Source organism: Chimaeribacter arupi (assembly GCF_002858805.1).
GTDB lineage: Bacteria > Pseudomonadota > Gammaproteobacteria > Enterobacterales > Enterobacteriaceae > Chimaeribacter > Chimaeribacter arupi.
The window spans coordinates 17961-39422 of sequence record NZ_PJZI01000023.1 but is presented as its reverse complement, the minus strand read 5'-3'; the positions used below and the strand labels follow the sequence as shown (position 1 = coordinate 39422).

At 58.5% G+C, this 21462-nt stretch carries 18 protein-coding genes; 5 read left to right on the top strand and 13 right to left on the bottom strand.

All coding sequences use genetic code 11. From position 1 onward, the window contains the following. The 3 genes from CYR52_RS14035 to mnmL all read right to left on the bottom strand — a co-directional run bounded on the left by CYR52_RS14035 (position 1) and on the right by mnmL (position 4374). The gene (locus CYR52_RS14035; RefSeq protein ID WP_072931765.1) at positions 1-648 is read right to left on the bottom strand and encodes a type 1 glutamine amidotransferase family protein; all 648 of its coding nucleotides are present in this window, start codon (positions 646-648) and stop codon (positions 1-3) included. A 337-nt stretch (positions 649-985) separates the two neighbouring features. Then, positions 986-3325 (bottom strand): aerobic respiration two-component sensor histidine kinase ArcB, encoded by a 2340-nt coding sequence (arcB, locus tag CYR52_RS14030; RefSeq protein ID WP_072931763.1) that lies wholly within the window; start codon positions 3323-3325, stop codon positions 986-988. 104 nt (positions 3326-3429) lie between these two features. Continuing rightward, positions 3430-4374, bottom strand: coding sequence for a tRNA modification radical SAM protein MnmL/YtqA (gene mnmL, locus CYR52_RS14025; protein ID WP_101828788.1), 945 nt, complete (start codon positions 4372-4374; stop codon positions 3430-3432). Between the two features lie 693 nt (positions 4375-5067). Here mnmL and gltB point away from each other — a divergent pair. Both gltB and CYR52_RS14010 read left to right on the top strand, forming a co-directional pair. Further along, complete coding sequence (gltB, locus tag CYR52_RS14015) at positions 5068-9528, top strand: glutamate synthase large subunit (RefSeq protein WP_101828787.1); 4461 nt, start codon at positions 5068-5070, stop codon at positions 9526-9528. A 10-nt stretch (positions 9529-9538) separates the two neighbouring features. Beyond that, positions 9539-10957 carry a glutamate synthase small subunit gene (locus CYR52_RS14010; protein WP_072931757.1) on the top strand — a complete coding sequence of 473 codons (1419 nt, stop codon included), beginning with the start codon at positions 9539-9541 and terminating at the stop codon, positions 10955-10957. A 135-nt stretch (positions 10958-11092) separates the two neighbouring features. Here the strand turns inward: CYR52_RS14010 and sspB are convergent, their stop codons facing one another. From sspB to zapE, 5 genes are all read right to left on the bottom strand, one after another. Then, positions 11093-11584 carry a ClpXP protease specificity-enhancing factor gene (gene sspB / locus CYR52_RS14005; protein ID WP_072931755.1) on the bottom strand — a complete coding sequence of 164 codons (492 nt, stop codon included), beginning with the start codon at positions 11582-11584 and terminating at the stop codon, positions 11093-11095. Between the two features lie 5 nt (positions 11585-11589). Next, the gene (sspA, locus tag CYR52_RS14000; protein ID WP_072931753.1) at positions 11590-12231 is read right to left on the bottom strand and encodes a stringent starvation protein SspA; all 642 of its coding nucleotides are present in this window, start codon (positions 12229-12231) and stop codon (positions 11590-11592) included. 333 nt (positions 12232-12564) lie between these two features. Beyond that, a complete protein-coding gene (gene rpsI, locus CYR52_RS13995) occupies positions 12565-12957 on the bottom strand; it encodes a 30S ribosomal protein S9 (RefSeq protein ID WP_011091939.1) in 393 nt (130 codons plus the stop codon). A 15-nt stretch (positions 12958-12972) separates the two neighbouring features. After that, complete coding sequence (gene rplM / locus CYR52_RS13990) at positions 12973-13401, bottom strand: 50S ribosomal protein L13 (RefSeq protein ID WP_072931751.1); 429 nt, start codon at positions 13399-13401, stop codon at positions 12973-12975. A 263-nt stretch (positions 13402-13664) separates the two neighbouring features. After that, on the bottom strand, positions 13665-14780 hold the full coding sequence (gene zapE, locus CYR52_RS13980) for a cell division protein ZapE (protein WP_101828786.1): 1116 nt from the start codon (positions 14778-14780) through the stop codon (positions 13665-13667). 236 nt (positions 14781-15016) lie between these two features. Here zapE and zapG point away from each other — a divergent pair, with 236 nt between their 5' ends. From zapG to degS, 3 genes are all read left to right on the top strand, one after another. Next, positions 15017-15418, top strand: coding sequence for a Z-ring associated protein ZapG (gene zapG, locus CYR52_RS13975; protein WP_072931747.1), 402 nt, complete (start codon positions 15017-15019; stop codon positions 15416-15418). A 213-nt stretch (positions 15419-15631) separates the two neighbouring features. Further along, on the top strand, positions 15632-16996 hold the full coding sequence (gene degQ / locus CYR52_RS13970) for a serine endoprotease DegQ (protein ID WP_072931735.1): 1365 nt from the start codon (positions 15632-15634) through the stop codon (positions 16994-16996). An 89-nt stretch (positions 16997-17085) separates the two neighbouring features. After that, complete coding sequence (degS, locus tag CYR52_RS13965; RefSeq protein ID WP_072931733.1) at positions 17086-18153, top strand: outer membrane-stress sensor serine endopeptidase DegS; 1068 nt, start codon at positions 17086-17088, stop codon at positions 18151-18153. Between the two features lie 86 nt (positions 18154-18239). On the opposite strand, the gene murA is transcribed toward degS, so the two are convergent. The 5 genes from murA to mlaD form a co-directional block, all read right to left on the bottom strand. Next, positions 18240-19505 (bottom strand): UDP-N-acetylglucosamine 1-carboxyvinyltransferase, encoded by a 1266-nt coding sequence (murA, locus tag CYR52_RS13960; protein WP_072931731.1) that lies wholly within the window; start codon positions 19503-19505, stop codon positions 18240-18242. Between the two features lie 67 nt (positions 19506-19572). Further along, the gene (gene ibaG / locus CYR52_RS13955) at positions 19573-19827 is read right to left on the bottom strand and encodes a BolA family iron metabolism protein IbaG (protein WP_072931729.1); all 255 of its coding nucleotides are present in this window, start codon (positions 19825-19827) and stop codon (positions 19573-19575) included. A gap of 147 nt (positions 19828-19974) precedes the next feature. After that, a complete protein-coding gene (mlaB, locus tag CYR52_RS13950; RefSeq protein ID WP_072931727.1) occupies positions 19975-20283 on the bottom strand; it encodes a lipid asymmetry maintenance protein MlaB in 309 nt (102 codons plus the stop codon). Beyond that, positions 20283-20912, bottom strand: coding sequence for a phospholipid-binding protein MlaC (mlaC, locus tag CYR52_RS13945; RefSeq protein WP_072931725.1), 630 nt, complete (start codon positions 20910-20912; stop codon positions 20283-20285). Before mlaC ends, mlaB begins: the two co-directional genes overlap by 1 nt. 12 nt (positions 20913-20924) lie before the next feature. Further along, positions 20925-21461, bottom strand: coding sequence for an outer membrane lipid asymmetry maintenance protein MlaD (gene mlaD / locus CYR52_RS13940; RefSeq protein ID WP_072931723.1), 537 nt, complete (start codon positions 21459-21461; stop codon positions 20925-20927). Position 21462 lies beyond the last annotated feature (1 nt).

Here is a 21462-nt window from a genome sequence, read left to right as displayed (position 1 = left end):
TCACGCACCTAAAATACGTGTTATGAGCTTATCAATTCCTTGTGAAATATCTGCAACAGAACCGCCTGCCAGAAAGCCCGGTGTGGTCATTATGCGGTGATCATCGTCAATCACGATGTCGTCCGCAGGACAAATCACTGCTTCACCGCCTAATTCCTCAATCAGTTCCGCGCAATCGGGATCGTTCCCTAATGTGACCCTGACCGGAGCCTGCGCCAGCAAGGGCGCCAGGGCAGCACATTTCCCCACCAGACCTATTGTTAACTCTTGCTTATATATTTCCGTGAAGAAGTCCATATAAGCCTGGCTCGACGGCGTCTGTTCGATACTATTTTCTTTCGTTTTAAAGTAAACCGGTACACCGTTTGCAGATAAAATAAGAAGTGCCTCCGGCATAAATTTTTCTCTTTCTGAGAGGTCTGACAAGGGGTAGGAGGTCAGTCCAGTGAAGAGATCTGCTACCTTGCTTCCCTCCTTTTCTGCCGTTTGATTATTAGCTTTATTATCAATAGCTTGATCTGATAAAAAAGTGAAAAAAGTCGCCGTGGCGCCGTGGTTTTTCAGCGTGTTTATGACTAATTCTGTTTCATTGATCTCATTTTTATCTGAAAAAGCGTCTCCACAGATGACAACCCCAATCCTTTTCATTTTCCGCCTCCGAAATTTCTTAAAACAACTGCTTGAAGTTTTGTACGAATAAAGACTAATCTACATCACAGATTTTAATGTTTCCTTGAACAAACGCGGCGTCTTTTGCTATTGTTGAAAAACAGTAAAATTTTATTGTGAAAAGTTACCAAAACCTGCGATACCGAAAACCCTCTGATAAGAATCTTCGTGGGTGACCGATTTCCCTGGTGTTGGCGCAGTATTCGCGCACCCCGGCTTAGGCTGGGGTCATTTTTTTCTATGACCCCCACTTTTTTCTGATGCTGCGGCACAGCGTTTTTTCGGCCCCCGGCCTGCTTACGCTGCCCCGTTCCGGTTACGCCTGTTCCGCTTTCGCGACCCATTCACGTAGTACCTGCACATCCTGCGGCCACTCTTGTTTCAGCTCATCGACCCAATCCTGCACGTTGTCCCACCAGGCTGGCAGTGACGGCGTCTGGATCTGCTGTGCCAGTTGCTGAAGGTGCTTCAGCCCCACCGACCCTGCCGCCCCTTTGATTTTATGCGCCTCTTCAGCAATCCCTTTCTCGTCACGCGCGGTCATGTTGGAATCCAGCACCGCCAGGTAGCCCGGCATCATCTGCTCAAACATCTCCAGGCTCTGGTGGATAAGCTGCGGCCCGACCAACTCCATGTACTGCTCCAGCATCGCGACATCAAGAAGTGACTCGTTGGTTTGCATACTTTTTGGCTCCATTTTTTTGCCGGAATGGCGTGGGGGATGATCCCAGAAATGTTTAATCATGGCAGTCAGCGCCGGGACGGAGAGCGGTTTGCTCAGGACGTCATCCATGCCTGCCTCAAGGTATTCGCTTTTGTCTTTCAGCACGTTGGCCGTCAGGGCCACCAGCGGCGGCAGCACCTGATCAACATATTGTTCACGCAGGGTGCGGGCAATATCCAGCCCGGTCATGTCCGGCAGCTGGATGTCCAGCAGCACCAGGTCAAATTCATCCGGATTAAACATCGCCAGCGCATCATGGCCGTTCATGGCCACCTCCACGCTGTTGCCGAGCTTCTCCAGCACTGAACGGGCCACCACCACGTTCAGCTCGATATCTTCGACCAGCAACACATGCAGCGCCGGCAGCGGCAAGGCTTCCGGCTCCTCGCGGCTGGCGGGTTTTTCTTCCAGCGACGGCGCGGTGATGGTCAGGGTGAAGCAAGAGCCGTGCCCCGGCTGGCTGCGCACGGTGATGTCGCCGCCCATGCTCTGTGCCAGCCGCCGTGATACCGCCAGGCCAATGCCGGTGCCGGTGGCGGGCTTGCCGCCGTGCTGATCTTTCACCTGGTAATACATGGCGAAGATTTTGTCCTGCTCATCCTGCGGGATACCCATGCCGGAATCTTCCACCTCAAAGCGCAGGCGGTTATGCGGCTCATGCCAGACACGCACCACAATCTGCCCTTGCTGGGTGAATTTCACCGCGTTGCCAATCAGGTTCCAGAGGATCTGGCGCAGCCGGGTACCGTCGGTGAGGATTTTTTCCGGCAGCGGCGGGTGTGGCTCCATCACAAACTTCAGCCCTTTCGGCTGCACCAGCAGGCCGGTCAGGTTTTCCAGATCGGCCAGGAAGCCGGTGAAATCGACCGGCTGGTTGTCCAACTGCACTTTACGGCGTTCAATTTTGTCCATTTCGATGATGTCATTGAAAATGTTGCCGAGGGTGATGGCGCTGACGTGGATCGTCTTCAGGTAATTGTGTTGCTCATCATTCAGATCAGTATCGAGCAGAATACGGCTAAGGCCAACAATGCCGTTAAGCGGCGTACGCAGCTCGTGGCTGATGGTGGAGATAAAGGTGGTCTTCTCCCGGCTGGCGTTCTCCAGCGCGTCCTGGTAGCGCTTACGCTCGGTAATATCGCGGCCAAAGCCCATCAGCCCGTGGCGTTTGCCGATACGGTCATAAAACGGCACTTTGCGCAGCTCGAAACAGGCTTTGCGCCCGTCCGGGTAGACCAGCCACTGCTCGTAAGTCAGCGAGACGTTATGGCGGAAGACTTTTTCGTCGGTCTCCACCACTTTGGCGGCGATGTCAGGCGTGTAGACATCATACGGCGTCAGGCCGATCAGCTGTTTCTCGCTGCGGCCGGTCAGCAGCTCCATCGCCCGGTTGCAGCCGGAGAATTCTTTGTCTTCATTACGGTAATAGACCAGATCGGGCGAGGCATCCAGGAAAGAGCGCAGCAGTGCCGATTGCTGGCTCAGTTCAATCTGGGCCTGTTCACGGTGCGCCATCTCCAGCTTCAGCTTGTCCACCACCGCAAGGCGCGCCTCTTCCGCCCGGATACGGTCAGTGATCTCCTGGTTAAGCTGGGTGATGTTCTCCTGCAACTGGTGGTTCAGCTCCAGGTCGCGGTGGCGCATCTCTTCCAGCTTGTCCACCAGCCGCGAAAGCCGTTGCCGCGACTCTTCCAGTTGCTCGACCACCACAGACAGAAAGTAAACCGCCCACGGGGTGATCAGCAGGCCAAAGAAGATCGAGCGCACCACATCGATACTCTCGACCTGACCGCGCAACAGCATGGTGACGGCCATCTGGACGATCATCGCCAGCACCACCAACGCCGAGGCCAGCAACAGTGAGAACCGGATTAACCCCAGCTTCACCATCAGATCCACATAATACTGGGCCAATGCCCTGATTTGCTTCATACCTGCTCCTGTCTAACATCTTGCGGTAAATCATACCGTACTTTGCCCGGCAGGGCGGGCACCAACCGCCTGGCCCGGCAAGAGTTTCTTCAGGCTGCGAGATATTACGCAAATTTCGTGGCCGGCGGCCAAAACCGGCGATCGCCCGGCAGCGCCGCGCCCTGCCCGCCATGCTGTTGCAGATAACGGTGGAGTTCCACCTGCGCCGTCCAGCGGTTTTCACACCACAGCGGGGCCAACAGCGTGGGCCGCCGGGCGCTGGCAGAGAGGCGGTGGAAGATCACCTCCGGCGGGGTATGGCGCACCAGCTCACCGGCAATCTGTACATACTCCTCCAGCGGCAACGCAGCCAGCCGCCCGGCCTGCCAGGCACGCGCCAGCGTGCTGCCGGTGACGATGTGCAGCGGGTGGAGTTTTATGCCGTCGATGCCGCTCTCCAGCACGCGATCCAGCGTTTGTTGTGCCATCGGGCCGGTTTCACCGGGCAGCCCCACGATCAGGTGAGCGCAGACCAGAATGCCCCGTGACCGGGCGCGCTGCACGGTGTGCTGGTAACAGCGGAAATCATGGCCGCGGTTTATGCGCCGCAGGGTGGCGTCATGGGCGGTTTGCAGCCCCAGCTCCAGCCACACTTCATACCCCTGCGCCCGGTAGCCGGCCAGCAGGTCAAGCACCGCGTCCGGCACGCAGTCCGGCCGGGTGCCGACACACAACCCGACCATATCCGCCTGCTGCAAAGCCTGCTGGTACATTTGCCGCAGCAGCTGGGTTTCTGCATAGGTGCTGGTGTAGGCCTGGAAATAGGCGAGGTAACGGCGTGCGCGGTTGACCCTGGCAGCCTGCGCCGCCAGCTGCTCCGCAATGCTGAGCTGCGCGGCCGCCTCATCGGCAAAGGAGGCGACGTTGCAGAACGTGCAGCCGCCGCGCCCCAGGGTGCCGTCCCGGTTGGGGCAACTAAAGCCGCCGTGCAGCGTCAGTTTATGGACTTTCTCGCCAAAGCGGCGCTGTAAATAAGGGCCGAACATATTGACTAAGTCGGGCAGTTGCATGATGGTATTTTTGCCTCAGAAAAAGCCCAACACTTTAGCGGCAAATCACTTTTCCTATTATGATGCCGGTCAAGTCCCTCCCCACCGCGACACCTCCGGAATAAAAATTCACTATAAACGATAATTAATTCATCTCTGGCCTGATGAATTCTTCTTATCTGCCTCAGGGGGATCATGAGAGAAAATGAAGGGGTAAAAAACAGTGTCAAACCACATACAACGGGGGTTTACCAGAATATAATTCTGCCATTATTACCCGCACTAGCATGGTGCAGAGATTTGGGCCTTGCACTATAGTGATACAGCTCACAACCAACCCACCCCGGCGGCGAGTTTCTGACCGATAAAAACACCTCTATTTTTCTTATATTTCATAGAATTAACTCATTAAAATCACAAAAACGCATATCTTAAATACACATTTGACCTGCCTGTTCTTTCTCGCTAAGTTGGACATCCGCTGGAAGCATTCTCGACGGGGCAACAACTCGTCATACTTATGCAGTTATTGAAGACTCCCTCATTAAACAAGTCATAACCCGCTTGTGAGCGCCATCACAAGAGGCCATCGACGGAGGACGTCAGGCCGCGTAATTACGTGCCGGTCATGCAGGTAACCGCCTGCCCCTCCTGAAGATTTGCCCCTTGCCGTCGGCAGTCAAGAGTCACGTAGAGCCTGGGGAGGTTCCTGATATGTTGTACGATGCATCCCAAGAGAGGGATAACTGTGGTTTCGGCCTGATCGCCCACATAGAAGGCGAACCTAGCCACAAGGTGGTACGCACCGCCATTCACGCACTGGCGCGTATGCAACACCGTGGTGCAATTCTTGCCGACGGCAAAACCGGTGACGGCTGTGGCCTGCTGCTGCAAAAGCCGGACCGCTTTTACCGCATGGTGGCCGAAGAGCGTGGCTGGCGTCTGGCCAAGAACTACGCCGTAGGCATGATGTTCCTCAGCAAAAACGAGGACGACGCCCGCGCCAGCCGCCGCATTGTGGAAGAGGAACTGCAAAACGAGACCCTGTCGGTGGTGGGCTGGCGCGACGTGCCGACCAACCCGGACGTGCTCGGCGAGATTGCCCTCTCCTCCCTGCCCCGTATTGAGCAGATCTTTGTGAATGCCCCGGCCGGCTGGCGTCCGCGTGATATGGAGCGCCGCCTCTATATGGCCCGCCGCCGGATTGAAAAGCGCATTCAGGACAACGAATTCTACGTGTGCAGCCTGTCGAACCTGGTGACGATCTATAAAGGGTTGTGCATGCCGGCCGACTTGCCGCGCTTCTATCTGGATCTGGCTGACCTGCGGATGGAATCGGCAATCTGCCTGTTCCACCAGCGCTTCTCCACCAACACCGTGCCGCGCTGGAAGCTCGCGCAGCCGTTCCGCTACCTGGCGCATAACGGCGAGATCAACACCATTGCCGGTAACCGCCAATGGGCGCGTGCGCGCGGCTATAAATTCAAGACCCCGCTGATCCCTGACCTGCAGGATGCCGCGCCGTTCGTCAACGAGAGCGGTTCCGACTCCAGCTCGCTCGACAACATGCTGGAACTGTTCCTGAGCGGCGGGATGGACCTGGTACGCGCCATGCGCCTGCTGGTGCCGCCTGCCTGGCAGCAGAACCCGGACATGGACAGCGACCTGCGCGCGTTCTTTGACTTCAACTCCATGCACATGGAGCCGTGGGACGGCCCGGCCGGTATCGTGCTCTCTGACGGGCGCTACGCAGCCTGTAACCTCGACCGTAACGGCCTGCGCCCGGCGCGCTATGTCATCACCAAAGACAAGCTGATCACCTGTGCCTCGGAAGTCGGCATCTGGGATTACCAGCCGGACGAAGTGATTGAAAAAGGGCGCGTCGGCCCCGGCGAGCTGATGGTGATCGACACCCGCAGCGGCCGCATTCTGCACTCGGCAGAAACCGACAATGACCTGAAAAGCCGCCACCCCTATAAAGAGTGGATGGAGAAAAACGTCAAACGCCTGGTGCCGTTCGAAGACCTGCCGGAAGATCAGGTAGGCCGCCGCGAGCTGGACGATGCGCAGCTGGAAACCTACCAGAAGCAGTTCGGCTACAGCAGTGAAGAACTGGACCAGATTATCCGCGTGCTGGGCGAGAACGGCCAGGAAGCGGTCGGGTCGATGGGCGATGATACGCCGTTCGCCGTGCTCTCCAGCCGCCCGCGTGTGATCTATGACTATTTCCGCCAGCAGTTCGCGCAGGTAACCAACCCGCCGATTGACCCGCTGCGTGAAGCGCATGTGATGTCACTGGCGACCAGCATCGGCCGTGAAATGAACGTCTTCTTTGAAGCGGAAGGCCAGTCCCACCGCCTGAGCTTCAAGTCGCCGATTCTGCTCTACTCGGACTTCACCCAGCTGACGTCGCTGGAAGGTGAATACTATCGCGCCGAAACGCTGGACCTGACCTACAACCCGGCGGTACAGGATCTGGAAAGCATGATCCGTGACCTGTGTGACCAGGCGGAACATAAAGTGCGTGACGGTGCCGTGCTGCTGGTGCTCTCTGACCGCGCCATCGCCCCGGACCGCCTGCCGGTACCGGCCCCGATGGCTGTGGGTGCCATCCAGACGCGTCTGGTGGAGAAGAACCTGCGCTGTGACGCCAACCTGATTGTGGAAACGGCCAGCGCCCGCGACCCGCACCACTTTGCCGTGCTGCTCGGGTTCGGTGCCACCGCGATCTACCCGTACCTGGCTTACGAGACGCTGGCGAAGCTGGTGGACTCACGCGCCATCGACAAGAAATACCGCGAAGTGATGCTGAACTACCGCAACGGCATCAACAAGGGGCTGTACAAGATCATGTCCAAAATGGGCATCTCGACCGTCGCCTCTTACCGCTGTTCCAAACTGTTTGAAGCGGTCGGCCTGCACCGTAAGCTGAGCGACCTCTGCTTCCAGGGCGTGGTCAGCCGCATCGGCGGGGCCAACTTCAGCGATTTTGAACAAGATCTGCAAAACCTGGCCAAGCGCGCCTGGCTGAAGCGTAAGCCGCTGGATCAGGGCGGGCTGCTGAAGTTCGTGTACGGCGGCGAGTACCACATGTACAACCCGGACGTGGTGCGCACCCTGCAAAATGCCGTGCATACCGGCGAGTACAGCGACTACCAGCAGTACGCGAAGCTGGTGAACGAGCGCCCGGCGTCGACATTGCGCGATCTGCTGGCGATCAAACCATCGGGTGAGCCGATCACGCTGGATCAGGTCGAGCCGGCAGAGAATCTCTACAAACGCTTTGATACCGCGGCGATGTCCATCGGCGCGCTCAGCCCGGAGGCCCATGAGTCCCTGGCGGAAGCGATGAACAGCCTCGGCGGCTTCTCCAACTCCGGCGAAGGCGGCGAAGACCCGGCGCGTTACGGCACCAATAAAGTCTCCCGCATCAAGCAGGTGGCCTCAGGCCGCTTCGGCGTGACGCCTGCCTACCTGGTCAATGCCGACGTCATCCAGGTGAAAGTGGCGCAAGGCGCGAAGCCGGGTGAAGGCGGCCAGTTGCCGGGCGACAAAGTCACGCCGTATATCGCCAAGCTGCGTTATTCGGTGCCGGGCGTGACGCTGATCTCCCCGCCGCCGCACCACGATATCTATTCGATCGAGGATCTGGCCCAGCTGATCTTTGACCTGAAACAGGTCAACCCGAAGGCACTGATTTCGGTGAAGCTGGTGTCTGAGCCGGGTGTCGGCACCATTGCCGTGGGCGTGGCGAAAGCCTATGCCGATTTGATCACCATCGCCGGGTATGACGGCGGCACCGGTGCCAGCCCGCTGTCATCGGTGAAGTATGCCGGTTGCCCGTGGGAACTGGGGCTGGTGGAAACGCAACAGGCGCTGGTGGCCAACGGCCTGCGCCACAAAATCCGCCTGCAGGTGGATGGCGGCCTGAAAACCGGCGTGGACATCATTAAAGCCGCGATCCTGGGGGCAGAGAGCTTCGGCTTCGGCACCGGCCCGATGGTCGCGCTGGGCTGCAAATACCTGCGTATCTGCCACCTGAACAACTGTGCGACCGGTGTGGCGACTCAGGATGACAAACTGCGCCGTGATCACTACCACGGCCTGCCGCTGCGCGTGACGAACTATTTCCACTTCATCGCACGGGAAACGCGTGAAATCATGGCATCACTGGGCGTCAGCCGCCTGGTTGACCTGATTGGCCGCACCGACCTGCTGGAGGAGCTGGAAGGCTTCACCGCCAAGCAGAATAAGTTGGACCTGGCCCCGATGCTGAAAACTGCCCAGCCGCATCCGGGCAAGGCGCTTTACTGCACCGAAAGCAGCAACCCGCCGTTTGATCCGGGCCTGCTGAACAAAGCGCTGCTGGAACAGGCCGCGCCGTACGTGGAAAAACGCCAGAGCAAGACGTTCTACTTCGACATCCGTAACACCGATCGCTCAGTGGGCGCGCTGCTCTCCGGGGCGATTGCTGAGAAGCACGGCGACCAGGGCATGGCCTCGGATCCGATCACCGCTCACTTCTCCGGTACCGCCGGCCAGAGCTTCGGCGTCTGGAATGCGGGCGGCGTGGATCTGATGCTGACCGGCGACGCCAACGACTACGTCGGCAAAGGCATGGCCGGCGGCCGGATCTCGGTACGCCCGCCGGTGGGTTCCGCGTTCCGCAGCCATGAAGCCAGCATCATCGGTAACACCTGCCTGTATGGTGCGACCGGCGGCAAACTGTTCGCGGCAGGCCGGGCGGGTGAACGCTTCGCCGTGCGTAACTCCGGGGCCATCACCGTGGTGGAAGGCATCGGTGACAACGGCTGTGAATACATGACCGGCGGCATCGTGTGCGTGCTCGGGAAAACCGGCGTCAACTTCGGCGCAGGCATGACCGGCGGCTTCGCCTACGTGCTGGACGAAGATGGCGAGTTCCGCAAACGCGTCAACCCGGAGCTGGTCGAGATTTTGGATGTGGATCAGCTGGCTATCCATGAAGAACACCTGCGCGGCCTGATTACGGAACATGTGCAACTGACCGGCTCCAGCCGCGGCGAAGAAATGCTCGCCAACTGGCCGGTGTGGTCTGCGAAGTTCGCCCTGGTGAAACCGAAGTCCAGTGATGTCAAAGCATTGTTGGGTCACCGCAGTCGTTCCGCAGCTGAGCTGCGGGTACAAGCGCAGTAAGAGGTTTTCGATGAGTCAAAACGTTTATCAATTTATCGATTTGCAGCGCGTTGATCCGCCAAAGAAAGCGCTGAAGATTCGGAAAATTGAGTTTGTAGAAATTTATGAGCCGTTTTCTGATACCCAGGCCCAGTCGCAGGCCGATCGCTGCATCGCGTGTGGTAACCCTTATTGCGAATGGAAGTGCCCGGTTCATAACTATATTCCGAACTGGCTGAAGCTGGCGAACGAAGGCCGCATTATGGAAGCGGCAGACCTCGCCCACCAGACCAACAGCCTGCCGGAAGTGTGCGGGCGCGTCTGCCCGCAGGATCGCCTGTGCGAAGGCTCCTGCACGCTGAACGATGAGTTCGGCGCGGTGACCATCGGTAACATCGAGCGCTACATCAACGATAAAGCGATCGAGATGGGCTGGCGGCCGGATATGTCCCACGTTAAACCCACCGGCAAGCGCGTGGCGATTGTCGGTGCCGGCCCGGCCGGGCTGGCCTGTGCAGACGTGCTGACGCGCAACGGGGTGAAGGCAGTGGTGTATGACCGTCACCCGGAGATCGGTGGTTTGCTGACGTTCGGCATCCCGGCGTTCAAACTGGAAAAATCGGTGATGACCACCCGCCGCGAGATTTTCACCGGCATGGGCATTGAGTTCCAGCTGAATACTGAAGTCGGCAAAGACATCACCATGGACGCTTTGCTGGCAGAGTACGACGCGGTGTTCCTCGGCGTCGGGACGTATCAGTCCATGCGCGGCGGGCTGGAAAATGAGGATTCGCCGGGCGTGTACGATGCGCTGCCGTTCCTGATTGCCAATACCAAGCAGCTGATGGGCTTTGAAGCACAGCCGGACGAGCCTTACATCAACATGGAAGGCAAACGCGTGGTGGTGCTGGGCGGCGGCGATACGGCGATGGACTGCGTGCGCACCTCCATCCGCCAGGGTGCGTTGCACGTGACCTGTGCCTACCGCCGTGACGAAGAGAACATGCCCGGTTCGCGCCGCGAAGTGAAAAACGCGCGTGAAGAGGGTGTGGAGTTCAAATTCAATGTGCAGCCGCTGAGCATTGTGCTGGACAGCCAGGGCCGGGTGTGCGGCGTGAAGATGGTGCGTACCCAACTGGGCGCGGCCGATGCGGCCGGGCGCCGCCGGGCTGAAATCGTGCCGGGCTCTGAGCATACAATGGATGCCGACGCCGTGGTGATGGCCTTTGGTTTCCGCCCGCACAGCATGGAATGGCTGGCGGCGCACGATGTGGAGCTGGATAACCAGGGCCGCATCGTGGCACCGGAAGCGGTCGAAAACGCCTTCCAGACCAGCAACCCGAAAATCTTCGCCGGTGGCGATGCGGTACGCGGCTCTGACCTGGTGGTCACGGCGATTGCCGAAGGCCGGAAAGCGGCAGACGGCATCATGAACTACCTGGAAGTGTAAGCGGCGTCTCTTACCGCGCACTCCACCGAAAGGGGCCTTCACGGCCCCTTTTTTATTGCCGTCCTGCCAGACATAAAACGTCGCGCCATAAAAAAAGCCCCGCCGGAGCGGGGCTTTTTGATGCGGTATGAAGGGTTACTTCACGACCCGCAGGGCCGGGCGGCCGCCACGTGGCGGTTGCGGCGGTTCGTCATCCGAATCATTGCTGTTATCGGGACGATCGCCGTCAATCACGGACATGGTAGGCTCTGGCGCGGCGCCCTCTTCCCCAGGCGCCTCAAACATGCCTTCTTCTTCGTAGGCAGGTTCCGGCTCGAACATGGTACCGGCCCCGTTTTCACGGGCGTAAATCGCCAACACAGCGGCAATCGGAACATTCACCTGACGCGGCACACCCCCGAAGCGGGCATTGAAACGGACGTCGTCCGTGCCCAACTCCAGATTCCCTACCGCGCGCGGTGCAATGTTCAGCACGATTTGGCCGTCACGGGCAAACTCCATCGGTACCATAACACCTGGGCGCGTGACATCCACCACCAGGTGCGGCGTCAGCTGGTTGTCGAGCAACCAGTCATAGAACGCACGCAACAGGTACGGACGACGCGGAGACATGTGCGACATCTCCATCTGAATTAACCCCGAGTATGTAAACGCATTTCGCGTTCAGCTTCAGTCAGCGACGCCAGGAAGGCATCACGTTCAAAGACGCGGGTCATGTACCCTTTCAGCTCTTTGGAGCCGGCGCCGGTAAGCTCAATGCCCAGTTGCGGCAGACGCCACAACAGCGGTGCCAGGTAGCAATCTACCAGGCTGAATTCATCACTTAAGAAGAAAGGCTTCAACGTAAAGACCGGCGCGATTTCAATCAGCGCTTCACGGAGCTGTTTACGGGCTGCTTCTGCTTCCTGGCCGCTGCTCTGTTCGATTTTGTACATCAGCGAATACCAGTCTTTCTCGATGCGGCGCATCCACAGGCGGCTTTCGCCACGCGCAACCGGGTAAACCGGCATCAGCGGCGGGTGTGGGAAACGCTCATCCAGGTATTCCATGATGATGCGGGATTCATACAGCGTCAGTTCACGATCAACCAGCGTTGGTACAGATTGATAAGGGTTGAGGTCAATCAGATCCTGCGGCAGATTTCCCATATCTACCTGCTCGATCTCGACACTGACACCTTTCTCCGCCAGTACGATACGTACTTGATGGCTAAAGATGTCGGTCGGGCCAGAGAACAGCGTCATTACCGAACGTTTGTTGGCAGCGACAGCCATGTAAACCTCCAAGTTTATCTAGAAAACAGTGCGAATAGCCAACGATCAGGCTGCTATCCTGAATCATGCATCGCCAGCCAGCAGCCTCGCAGACCAGCCTGAAGAACAGGCGATCCTCAGGGCAAAGAACCAACAAAACTGCTCGGCGCTCGGGCGCAAAAGTGTTGTTAGTTTACCAGATTTTGCCTGTTTTGTGGCGGGGCAACGGTGATTTCAGCGTGAATTGTATGTCATCCGGCAAATAAGGAGAGCAACGGCCGGATTGCGGGCATAAAAAAACCCGGTGAGACACCGGGTTTTTGACGTTGTTTCCGCTGCGTGAGCAGCCAGAAATTAACGCTTGGAGAACTGAGGACGACGACGTGCTTTACGCAGGCCGACTTTCTTACGTTCAACCTGACGGGCGTCACGGGTAACGAAGCCAGCTTTACGCAGCTCCCCACGCAGAGACTCGTCATATTCCATCAGTGCACGGGTGATACCGTGACGGATAGCACCAGCTTGACCGGAGATACCACCACCTTTAACGGTGATGTACAGGTCAAATTTGCCAACCATGTCGACCAGTTCCAGCGGCTGACGAACTACCATGCGGGCAGTTTCGCGACCGAAGTACTGTTCCAGGCTACGCTGGTTAATTACGATGTTACCACTGCCCGGCTTGATGAAAACGCGAGCGGCGGAGCTTTTGCGGCGACCAGTGCCGTAGTATTGATTTTCAGCCATTGCCTATAATCCCGATTAAATGTCAAGAACTTGCGGTTGCTGTGCCGCGTGATTGTGCTCGTTACCCGCGTAAACTTTCAGTTTACGGTACATAGCACGACCCAGCGGGCCCTTCGGCAGCATGCCTTTAACCGCGATCTCAATCACACGCTCAGGACGGCGGGCAATCATCTCTTCAAAGGTCGCTTGTTTGATACCACCGATGTGGCCGGTGTGATGGTAATAAATCTTGTCATTACGCTTGTTGCCGGTTACAGCAACTTTCTCAGCGTTCAGAACGATGATGTAATCACCGGTATCAACGTGCGGAGTGTATTCCGCTTTATGCTTGCCACGCAGACGGCGAGCCAGTTCAGTGGCCAGGCGACCCAAGGTCTTGCCGCTTGCGTCAACTACGAACCAGTCACGCTGTACTGTTTCCGGTTTAGCTGTAAAAGTTTTCATTAAAAGCTTACCCAATTTAAGTTACACGTTGGCGAACACCCAAACGCTTAATTAACAGTGTTGGAGGTTCACACGACCATCAAGTCCAGCAAACCTACCCCTTCGAATAGCCTATGCCGGCACTAATAAAGTTTCGGGAAAAAAACTTTGTTGTAACGTGGGGTCGCAAGATTATAGAGAAGTCACCTGCAAAGATCGACTGCTTTTTTGGCGTAAATGCATAAATTCTGCCCGCTGTCCGGCAGGCAGAGAAAAGGCCGCGATCAGGGCAGATGCGGCAGGCGCAGGTACTCCTCGCTCTGCATCTCCTGCAGGCGCGACAGGCAGCGCTGGTACTCAAATTTCAGCCGGTCGCCGCGGTAGATGTCATGCATCCCGGCGTCGGCGGACACCACCAGTTTGACGTGGCGCTCATAGAACTCATCCACCAGCGCCAGGAAGCGGCGGGCGGCGTTTTCGTTGTGGCTGTCCATCACCCGCACATTGTGCACCAGCACCGTGTGGTAGAGCGTCGAGAGCGCGATGTAATCGTGCTGGCTGCGCGCCTCTTCACACAGGGTGTGGAAGTCGATCGCCACCACGCCTTCTGCCTCCGTCAGCACCGGCAACGGGCGGTGGTTAATCTCCAGCACCCGGCCGGGCTCCCCCGGTTTGCCGGCCAGCCGCGCAAACATGCTGCCGAGCTGGTCTTCTGCCGCCGGCCCCAGCGGCGAGATCCAGAGGTTGGCCTGGGTCAGGGTGCGCAGGCGGTAGTCGATGCCGGCGTCCACGTTCATCACCTGGCAATGGGCGTTGATGAGGTCAATGGCCGGCAGGAAGCGCTGGCGTTGCAGGCCGTTGCGGTAGAGCTGGTCCGGCGGAATGTTGGACGTGGCGATAAGCGTGATGCCGCGCGCAAACAGCGCCTGCAACAGGGTCGCCAGCAGCATGGCGTCGGTAATGTCAGAGACGAAAAACTCATCGAAGCAGAGCACATCGGTGTCAGCCTTGAAGCGGTCCGCCACTGTCTCCAGCGGGTTCTCCTGCCCCTGCAACTGCGTGAGCTGCTCATGCACCCGCAGCATAAACCGGTGGAAGTGCAGCCGCATTTTCCGCTCACCCGGCAGGCTGTGGAAAAACATGTCCATCAGCCAGGTTTTGCCGCGCCCCACACCGCCCCACATATACAGCCCCTGCACCGGCGCTTGCGGAGCCGGTTTTTTGCCCATCAGCCGGGCGAACAGGCCGCCGGACGCACGCGGTGCCTCCGGTTTTTGCGCAATCAGCGCATGGTAGATGGCATCAAGTTGCGTGACGGCCTGACGCTGCACGTCATCCGGTTGGTAATCCCCGGCGTCCAGCGCCTGGTGATAGCGTGCAAGGGGCGTAATGGATTGCATGTTTTTCGACGTTCCGTGAGAAAAAAGTTATCGGTGTTTCGCCGCGCTTCGGAGCCTGATCCCCCCGATTTCGCCGCAGTTGCCTGCTGTGTTGCTTATGAAAAATTCGCCTTCCCTCAGGTTCAGACCCGTCAGGATTCCACTGAGACAAGGTTAACGGTTATAGTGAGCATTATTAAGTGAAAAAGTTAAGTGAAAAAGCCCTACTGGACAACGAGAGTAACATAGGAGTCATTATGACCTGGGAGTATGCACTTATTGGTTTAGTCGTCGGCCTGATTATCGGCGCGCTGGCGATGCGTTTCGGCAACCGTAAATTGCGGCAACAACAGGTACTGCAAACGGAACTGGAAAAAAGCAAAACCGAGCTGGAAGAGTACCGCCAGGAGCTGGTCAGCCACTTCGCCCGCAGTGCGGAACTGCTGGACAACATGGCAACTGACTATCGCCAGCTCTATCAGCACATGGCGAAAAGCTCCAACAACCTGCTGCCGGACATGCCGACGCAGGACAACCCGTTCCGTTACCGCCTGACGGAAGCCGAAGCAGATAACGACCAGGCACCGGTCGAGATGCCGCGCGACTACTCCGACAGCGCCTCCGGCCTGTTGCGGGGTGACCGCACGCGCCGTAACTGATTCGCTGCACGCCGGCAGCCCCCTGCTGCCGGCCTCACCTTTCCTCACAGCCCGTCAATTTCGCACGTCAGACATGACAACCGAAAATCAGTCCCTTATTGTTAAAAGATACCCTGTTGAGCGCGCAGGTGTGTTGCCGCTACGACATCATCGCGTAACAGGTTATTGTCTTTTCTTAGCGTTTTTTGCCGCAGGTTGCGGGAGAGCCCACCGATGAAGATAAAATTACTAGCCAGTGCCCTGAGCCTCGCCCTTGGCCTCGGCCTGTCCATGCCGCAGGCGGGTGCGTCTGCATTGCCGGTCGAAGTTGACGGGCAGCCGCTGCCGAGCCTGGCCCCGATGCTGGCGAAAACCTTGCCGGCGGTGGTCAGCGTGCATGTGTATGGCACGCAGGTTGAGCATCAGCGCCTGCCGGAAGAGTACAAATATTTCTTTGGCCCGAATGGCCCCTCAGACAACGAGAGCATCACCCCGTTTGAAGGGCTGGGCTCCGGCGTGATTATTGACGCCGCCAAAGGCTATGTGCTGACCAATAACCATGTGATCAACAATGCAGAAAAGATCCAGGTGCAGCTTAACGATGGGCGCGAATATGACGCCAAACTGCTCGGCAAGGATGAGCAGAGCGATATTGCCCTGCTGCAACTGAAAGACCCGAAAAACCTGACGGCCATCCGCATGGCGGATTCCGACCAGTTGCGGGTCGGGGATTTTGCCATCGCCGTCGGTAACCCGTTCGGCCTCGGCCAGACCGCGACCTCAGGCATTATCTCTGCACTCGGGCGCAGCGGCCTGAACCTTGAGGGGCTGGAGAACTTTATCCAGACCGATGCCTCGATTAACCGCGGCAACTCCGGCGGCGCGCTGATTAACCTGAACGGCGAACTGATCGGCATCAACACCGCGATCCTGGCGCCGGGCGGCGGCAGCATCGGCATCGGTTTCGCCATTCCCAGCAACATGGCGCAGAATCTCAGCAAACAGCTGATTGAGTTCGGGGAAGTGAAACGCGGTATGCTCGGCATTAAAGGCAGTGAGATGAATGCCGATATGGCCAAAGCCTTTAATCTTGATGCCCAGCGCGGGGCGTTTGTTAACGAAGTGCTGCCGGACTCCGCCGCCGCCAAAGCCGGTATCAAAGCGGGTGATGTGCTGGTGTCGCTGAATGGCCGGACCATCGAGAGTTTCGCGGAACTGCGCGCCAAAGTGGGCACCACCGGGCCGGGCAAAACCGTCCGCATCGGCCTGTTGCGTGCCGGCAAGCCGATGGACGTCAACGTGACGCTGCAAACCAGCACGGAGATCGCCTCTGCCCTGCCGCTCTCGCCCGCCTTGCAGGGCGCCGCGATGAGCGACGGCACGACCCAGGCCGGTGACAAAGGCATCACGCTGGTGAGTGTGGAACCCTCCTCCCCGGCGGCGGCCATCGGCCTGCAAAAGGGCGATGTGATCATTGGCGTGAACCGTGAGCGCACCCGTACGCTGTCGGAATTGCGCAAAGTGCTGGACGCCAAACCGCAGCTGGTGGCGCTGAATGTGGTGCGCGGCAACGACAATATCTATTTGTTGCTGCGATAATTTCCGTTAAAAGTGGGCACGGCGCGCTGCCGTGCCCTAAAACTTCATGCTATCCTCGCCCCCATCCGACCCCCTGATGACCTGAGCCGATGCTTGCTAAGTTACTGCGTTCTATTGTGTTGGGCTTAATTGTTGCCGGCATTTTGCTGTTCGCCTTGCCGGCCTTGCGGCTGCCGATGGCCGAATCCCTGTTTCCGGCGCAATTCAGCGGCGATGATGAGCAACCCCTCAGCTACAACCAGGGGGTGCGCCACGCTGCCCCGGCGGTGGTCAACGTCTATAACCGCAGTATGGGCACGTCGTCCCGCAATGAGCTGGAGATCCGTACCCTCGGCTCCGGCGTGATCATGAATGACAAAGGCTACATCCTGACCAACAAGCATGTGATCAACGATGCCGAGCAGATCATTGTGGCGTTGCAGGATGGCCGGGTGTTTGAGGCGCTGCTGGTTGGCTCAGACAGCCTGACCGATCTGGCAGTACTGAAAATTGACGCCGCGGCCCTGCCGGTGATCCCGATCAATACCCACCGCATCCCACGCGTCGGCGATGTGGTGATGGCGATCGGCAACCCCTATAACCTCGGCCAGACGATTACCCAGGGCATCATCAGCGCCACCGGGCGCATCGGCCTCAGCCCGTCCGGGCGGCAGAACTTCCTGCAAACCGACGCCTCCATCAACCGCGGCAACTCCGGCGGCGCGCTGGTGAATACGCTGGGCGAGCTGGTCGGCATCAACACCCTGTCGTTCGACAAAAGCAACGACGGCGAAACGCCGGAAGGCATCGGCTTCGCCATCCCGACCGCGCTGGCCACCAAAGTCATGGAGAAACTGATCCGCGACGGCCGGGTGATCCGGGGCTATATCGGCATCGGCGGCCGGGAAATCAGCCCGATGCACACGCCGAACAGCGGGCTGGATCGCATCCAGGGTATTGTGGTGAATGAAGTGACGCCGGGCGGCCCGGCGGCCAAAGCAGGGATGCAGGTCAATGACGTGATTGTGAGCCTGAACCACAAACCGGCCATCTCCGCGATTGAAACCATGGATCAGGTTGCGGAAATCCGCCCCGGCTCCGTGATCCCGGTGGAGATTATGCGTAACGGCCACAAACAGACGCTGCAGGTCACGATTCAGGAGTACCCGTCCCAGTAAGCGCGGGCGCGCCCTCTACGCGGACCCATAAAAAAAGCCGGCCAGGTTTCCCTGAGCCGGCTTTTTTATCGCCGTCTGGCGGAGGCTTACGCCTGCTCGCCGCTGATGCGTTCGATGTTGGCACCCAGCGCGCGCAGTTTGTCTTCAATGCGCTCATAGCCGCGGTCGATGTGGTAGATGCGATCCACCACCGTGGTGCCTTCCGCGATGCACCCTGCCAGCACCAGGCTGGCGGAGGCGCGCAGATCGGTCGCCATCACCTGGGCACCCGAGAGCTGGGCAACGCCGTGGCAGATCACGGTGTTGCTTTCGATTTCCGCGTGTGCGCCCATGCGGATCAGCTCCGGCACATGCATGAAGCGGTTTTCGAAGATGGTTTCCGTGATCACGCCGGTGCCTTCGGCCACCAGGTTCAGCAGGCTGAATTGCGCCTGCATGTCAGTCGGGAAGCCTGGGTGCGGCGCGGTGCGGATGTTAACGCCTTTCGGGCGCTGGCCGTGCATGTCCAGGCTTATCCAGTCTTCGCCGACTTCGATATCCGCCCCAGCTTCGCGCAGTTTCGCCAGCACGGCGTCCAGCGTGTCCGGGCGGGTTTCACGGCAGACCACTTTGCCGCCGGAGATCGCCGCCGCCACCAGGAAGGTGCCGGTTTCGATGCGGTCAGGCAGCACACGGTAAACGCCGCCGCCCAGGCGCTCAACGCCCTGGATGGTTATCTTGTCAGTGCCTGCGCCGGTGATTTTCGCGCCCATCGCGTTCAGGAAGCCCGCCGTATCGACGATTTCCGGCTCACGCGCGGCGTTTTCAATAATGGTGGTGCCTTCTGCCAGCGTTGCGGCACTCATGATGGTGACGGTCGCGCCGACGCTGACCTTGTCCATCACGATATGCGCGCCCTTCAGGCGGCCGTTCACCGAGGCTTTCACATAGCCCTCTTCCAGCTTGATCTCTGCACCCAGCTGTTCCAGGCCGGTGATGTGCAGGTCAACCGGGCGCGCGCCGATGGCGCAACCGCCCGGCAATGAGACCTGGCCGCGGCCGAAACGGGCCACCAGCGGGCCAAGCGCCCAGATGGACGCCCGCATGGTTTTCACCAGCTCATAAGGCGCGGTGAACTCGTTCACGCCGCTGGCATCCACAAACACCGACCCGTTGCGCTCAATTTTGGTGCCGAGCTGGCTCAGCAGCTTCAGGGTGGTGTCGATGTCTTTCAGGTGCGGAACGTTCTGGATCTCCACCGGCTCTTCAGCCAGCAGGGCAGCGAACAGGATCGGCAAGGCAGCGTTTTTGGCCCCGGAGATGGTCACTTCGCCACTCAAACGGGTACGGCCCTGCACACGAAATTTATCCATTATGACAGCTCTCAGTGTTTAACTTTATAAGGATCGCAAAGGGCGGATCGGGCACCGGCGCCCGGCATCAGAAGCCGTTCAGCAGGCGGTCACGCTTCCACTCTTCCGGCGTAAAGGCTTTGATAGACAGGGCATGGATGCGGTTGTCGGCGATGTATTCCATCAGCGGGGCATAGACGCTCTGCTGTTTTTTCACGCGGCTCATCCCGGCGAACTGCTCACCGACCACGATCACCTGAAAATGGCTGCCGTCACCGGTAACATGGGCTTCTTGCAGTGTCAGCGCCTGCATCAGAACATCTTTGATTTCTTGAGTATCCATAGGAGTCGATTCTGTCTAAAAGGGGATCATATCAGCCGACCATCTTAGTTGAATCCGGCGTACTCTTAAACAAAGAAAAAGCCCCTGCAAAGGCTTTCTTACAGGGGCTTTAACGGTATTGTGCTGTAAACCGGCGGAAAAACGCGGCTAAGTCGCCGCGTTAACAGGGATTATCTCATCCAGATTGTAAAGCGTAATCAACGTTTCCAGCCGGTCGGTAATGCCGGTCAGCGTCAGCGGGGTGCCGCGTTTTTCCGCTTCGTCACGCAGATGCACCAGCATCGCCAGGCCGGTGGAGTCCACCCGGTCAAGCTGCGAGAGGTCAAGCACCCGTTTGTCAGCCAGCAACGTGTGGCGCTGCTGCCACAACGGCAGCAGCGTTTCACGGTCAAGATCCCCTTTCAGCACCAGCGTCTGCGGCAGGGATTCCCACTGTAACGGCGAGGCGTCGCTCATCATTTCTGCTGGTCGAGGGTAATCGGCTGGGCGGCCGCGCTTTTCAGGCGGGCGGTCAGGCCGTCAACGCCCTGCTGGCGCAGGATGTCTGCCCACTCGTTCTGCTTGGTGGTGATCATGCTCACCCCTTCGGCGATCATGTCATACGCCTGCCAGTTGCCGGTTTTGCTGTTTTTACGCCATTGGAAATCGAGGCGTACCGGCGGGCGGCCGCCGTTATCCACGATAGTGACGCGGATGGCGATGATGTTCGCATCCCCCAGCGGCTGGTCCGGGGCGATCTGGTAGGTCTGGCCGTGGTAGAGCGCCAGTGCCTGGCCATACGCCTGGGCCAGATAGTCCTCGAATGCCTTGAAGTAGGCTTCACGCTGCGCCGGGGTCGCCTCTTTGTAGTAGCGGCCCAGCACCAGCGCACCGGCATATTTCACCTGCACATAAGGCAGCAATTCCTGACGCACCACCTCACGCAGGTAGTTCGGATCCTGCTTGATTTTCGGCTGCTCGCTTTTCAGGCGGGTAAAGGTTTTCTGCGCCGCCTCTTCCATGACCCGGTACGGGTTGGTTTGATCTACTGCGTTTGCCAGCGGGGCCACCACCAGTAACGCCACCATCAATAAACGTTTAAACATGCAGGTTTCCTCTTAATTGCTGGGCGCGGCCGGGGCAGCAGCCGGAGCTGCCGCCTCTGCGCCCGGTTTGGCGGCGTCATCAGTGCCACCGCTTTTGTACAGGAACTGGCCGATCAGATCTTCCAGCACCATCGCTGATTTCGTGTCCTGGATTGTGCCTCCCTCTTTCAGGATAGCCGTGCCCATGTCCGGGTCCTCAAACCCGACGTTGAGCGCCAGATACTGCTCGCCCAGCAGGCCGGAGGTGCGGATCGCCAGCGAGCTGGTGTCCGGGATCTGGTTATAGGTTTCGTCAATGTCCATCGCCACACGCGGCGAGTAGCCTTTGTCGAGGGTAATGTCAGCCACCCGGCCAACCACCACGCCGCCGATTTTCACCGGTGAGCTGGCTTTCAGGCCGCCGATGTTGTCAAAGGTGGCGTAGATACGGTACGTCGGCGTAGTGCGCATCGACGTAATATTGGCCACTTTCAGGCAGAGGAATAAGACCGCGCCCAGCGCGATCAGCATGAATATCCCAACCCAGATTTCACTCTTTTTCGTTTGCATT

Excerpts from the sequence above, each read along its gene's own strand:
- rpsI (WP_011091939.1), bottom strand. The coding sequence starts at position 12,957 with ATGGCTGAAAATCAATACTACGGCACTGGTCGCCGCAAAAGCTCCGCC.
- mnmL (WP_101828788.1), bottom strand. The coding sequence starts at position 4,374 with ATGCAACTGCCCGACTTAGTCAATATGTTCGGCCCTTATTTACAGCGC.
- CYR52_RS14035 (WP_072931765.1), bottom strand. The coding sequence starts at position 648 with ATGAAAAGGATTGGGGTTGTCATCTGTGGAGACGCTTTTTCAGATAAA.
- sspA (WP_072931753.1), bottom strand. The coding sequence starts at position 12,231 with ATGGCTGTCGCTGCCAACAAACGTTCGGTAATGACGCTGTTCTCTGGC.
- mlaD (WP_072931723.1), bottom strand. The coding sequence starts at position 21,461 with ATGCAAACGAAAAAGAGTGAAATCTGGGTTGGGATATTCATGCTGATC.
- gltB (WP_101828787.1), top strand. The coding sequence starts at position 5,068 with ATGTTGTACGATGCATCCCAAGAGAGGGATAACTGTGGTTTCGGCCTG.
- mlaB (WP_072931727.1), bottom strand. The coding sequence starts at position 20,283 with ATGAGCGACGCCTCGCCGTTACAGTGGGAATCCCTGCCGCAGACGCTG.
- rplM (WP_072931751.1), bottom strand. The coding sequence starts at position 13,401 with ATGAAAACTTTTACAGCTAAACCGGAAACAGTACAGCGTGACTGGTTC.
- zapE (WP_101828786.1), bottom strand. The coding sequence starts at position 14,780 with ATGCAATCCATTACGCCCCTTGCACGCTATCACCAGGCGCTGGACGCC.
- degS (WP_072931733.1), top strand. The coding sequence starts at position 17,086 with ATGCTTGCTAAGTTACTGCGTTCTATTGTGTTGGGCTTAATTGTTGCC.
- degQ (WP_072931735.1), top strand. The coding sequence starts at position 15,632 with ATGAAGATAAAATTACTAGCCAGTGCCCTGAGCCTCGCCCTTGGCCTC.
- arcB (WP_072931763.1), bottom strand. The coding sequence starts at position 3,325 with ATGAAGCAAATCAGGGCATTGGCCCAGTATTATGTGGATCTGATGGTG.
- mlaC (WP_072931725.1), bottom strand. The coding sequence starts at position 20,912 with ATGTTTAAACGTTTATTGATGGTGGCGTTACTGGTGGTGGCCCCGCTG.
- murA (WP_072931731.1), bottom strand. The coding sequence starts at position 19,505 with ATGGATAAATTTCGTGTGCAGGGCCGTACCCGTTTGAGTGGCGAAGTG.
- sspB (WP_072931755.1), bottom strand. The coding sequence starts at position 11,584 with ATGGAGATGTCGCACATGTCTCCGCGTCGTCCGTACCTGTTGCGTGCG.
- ibaG (WP_072931729.1), bottom strand. The coding sequence starts at position 19,827 with ATGGATACTCAAGAAATCAAAGATGTTCTGATGCAGGCGCTGACACTG.
- zapG (WP_072931747.1), top strand. The coding sequence starts at position 15,017 with ATGACCTGGGAGTATGCACTTATTGGTTTAGTCGTCGGCCTGATTATC.
- CYR52_RS14010 (WP_072931757.1), top strand. The coding sequence starts at position 9,539 with ATGAGTCAAAACGTTTATCAATTTATCGATTTGCAGCGCGTTGATCCG.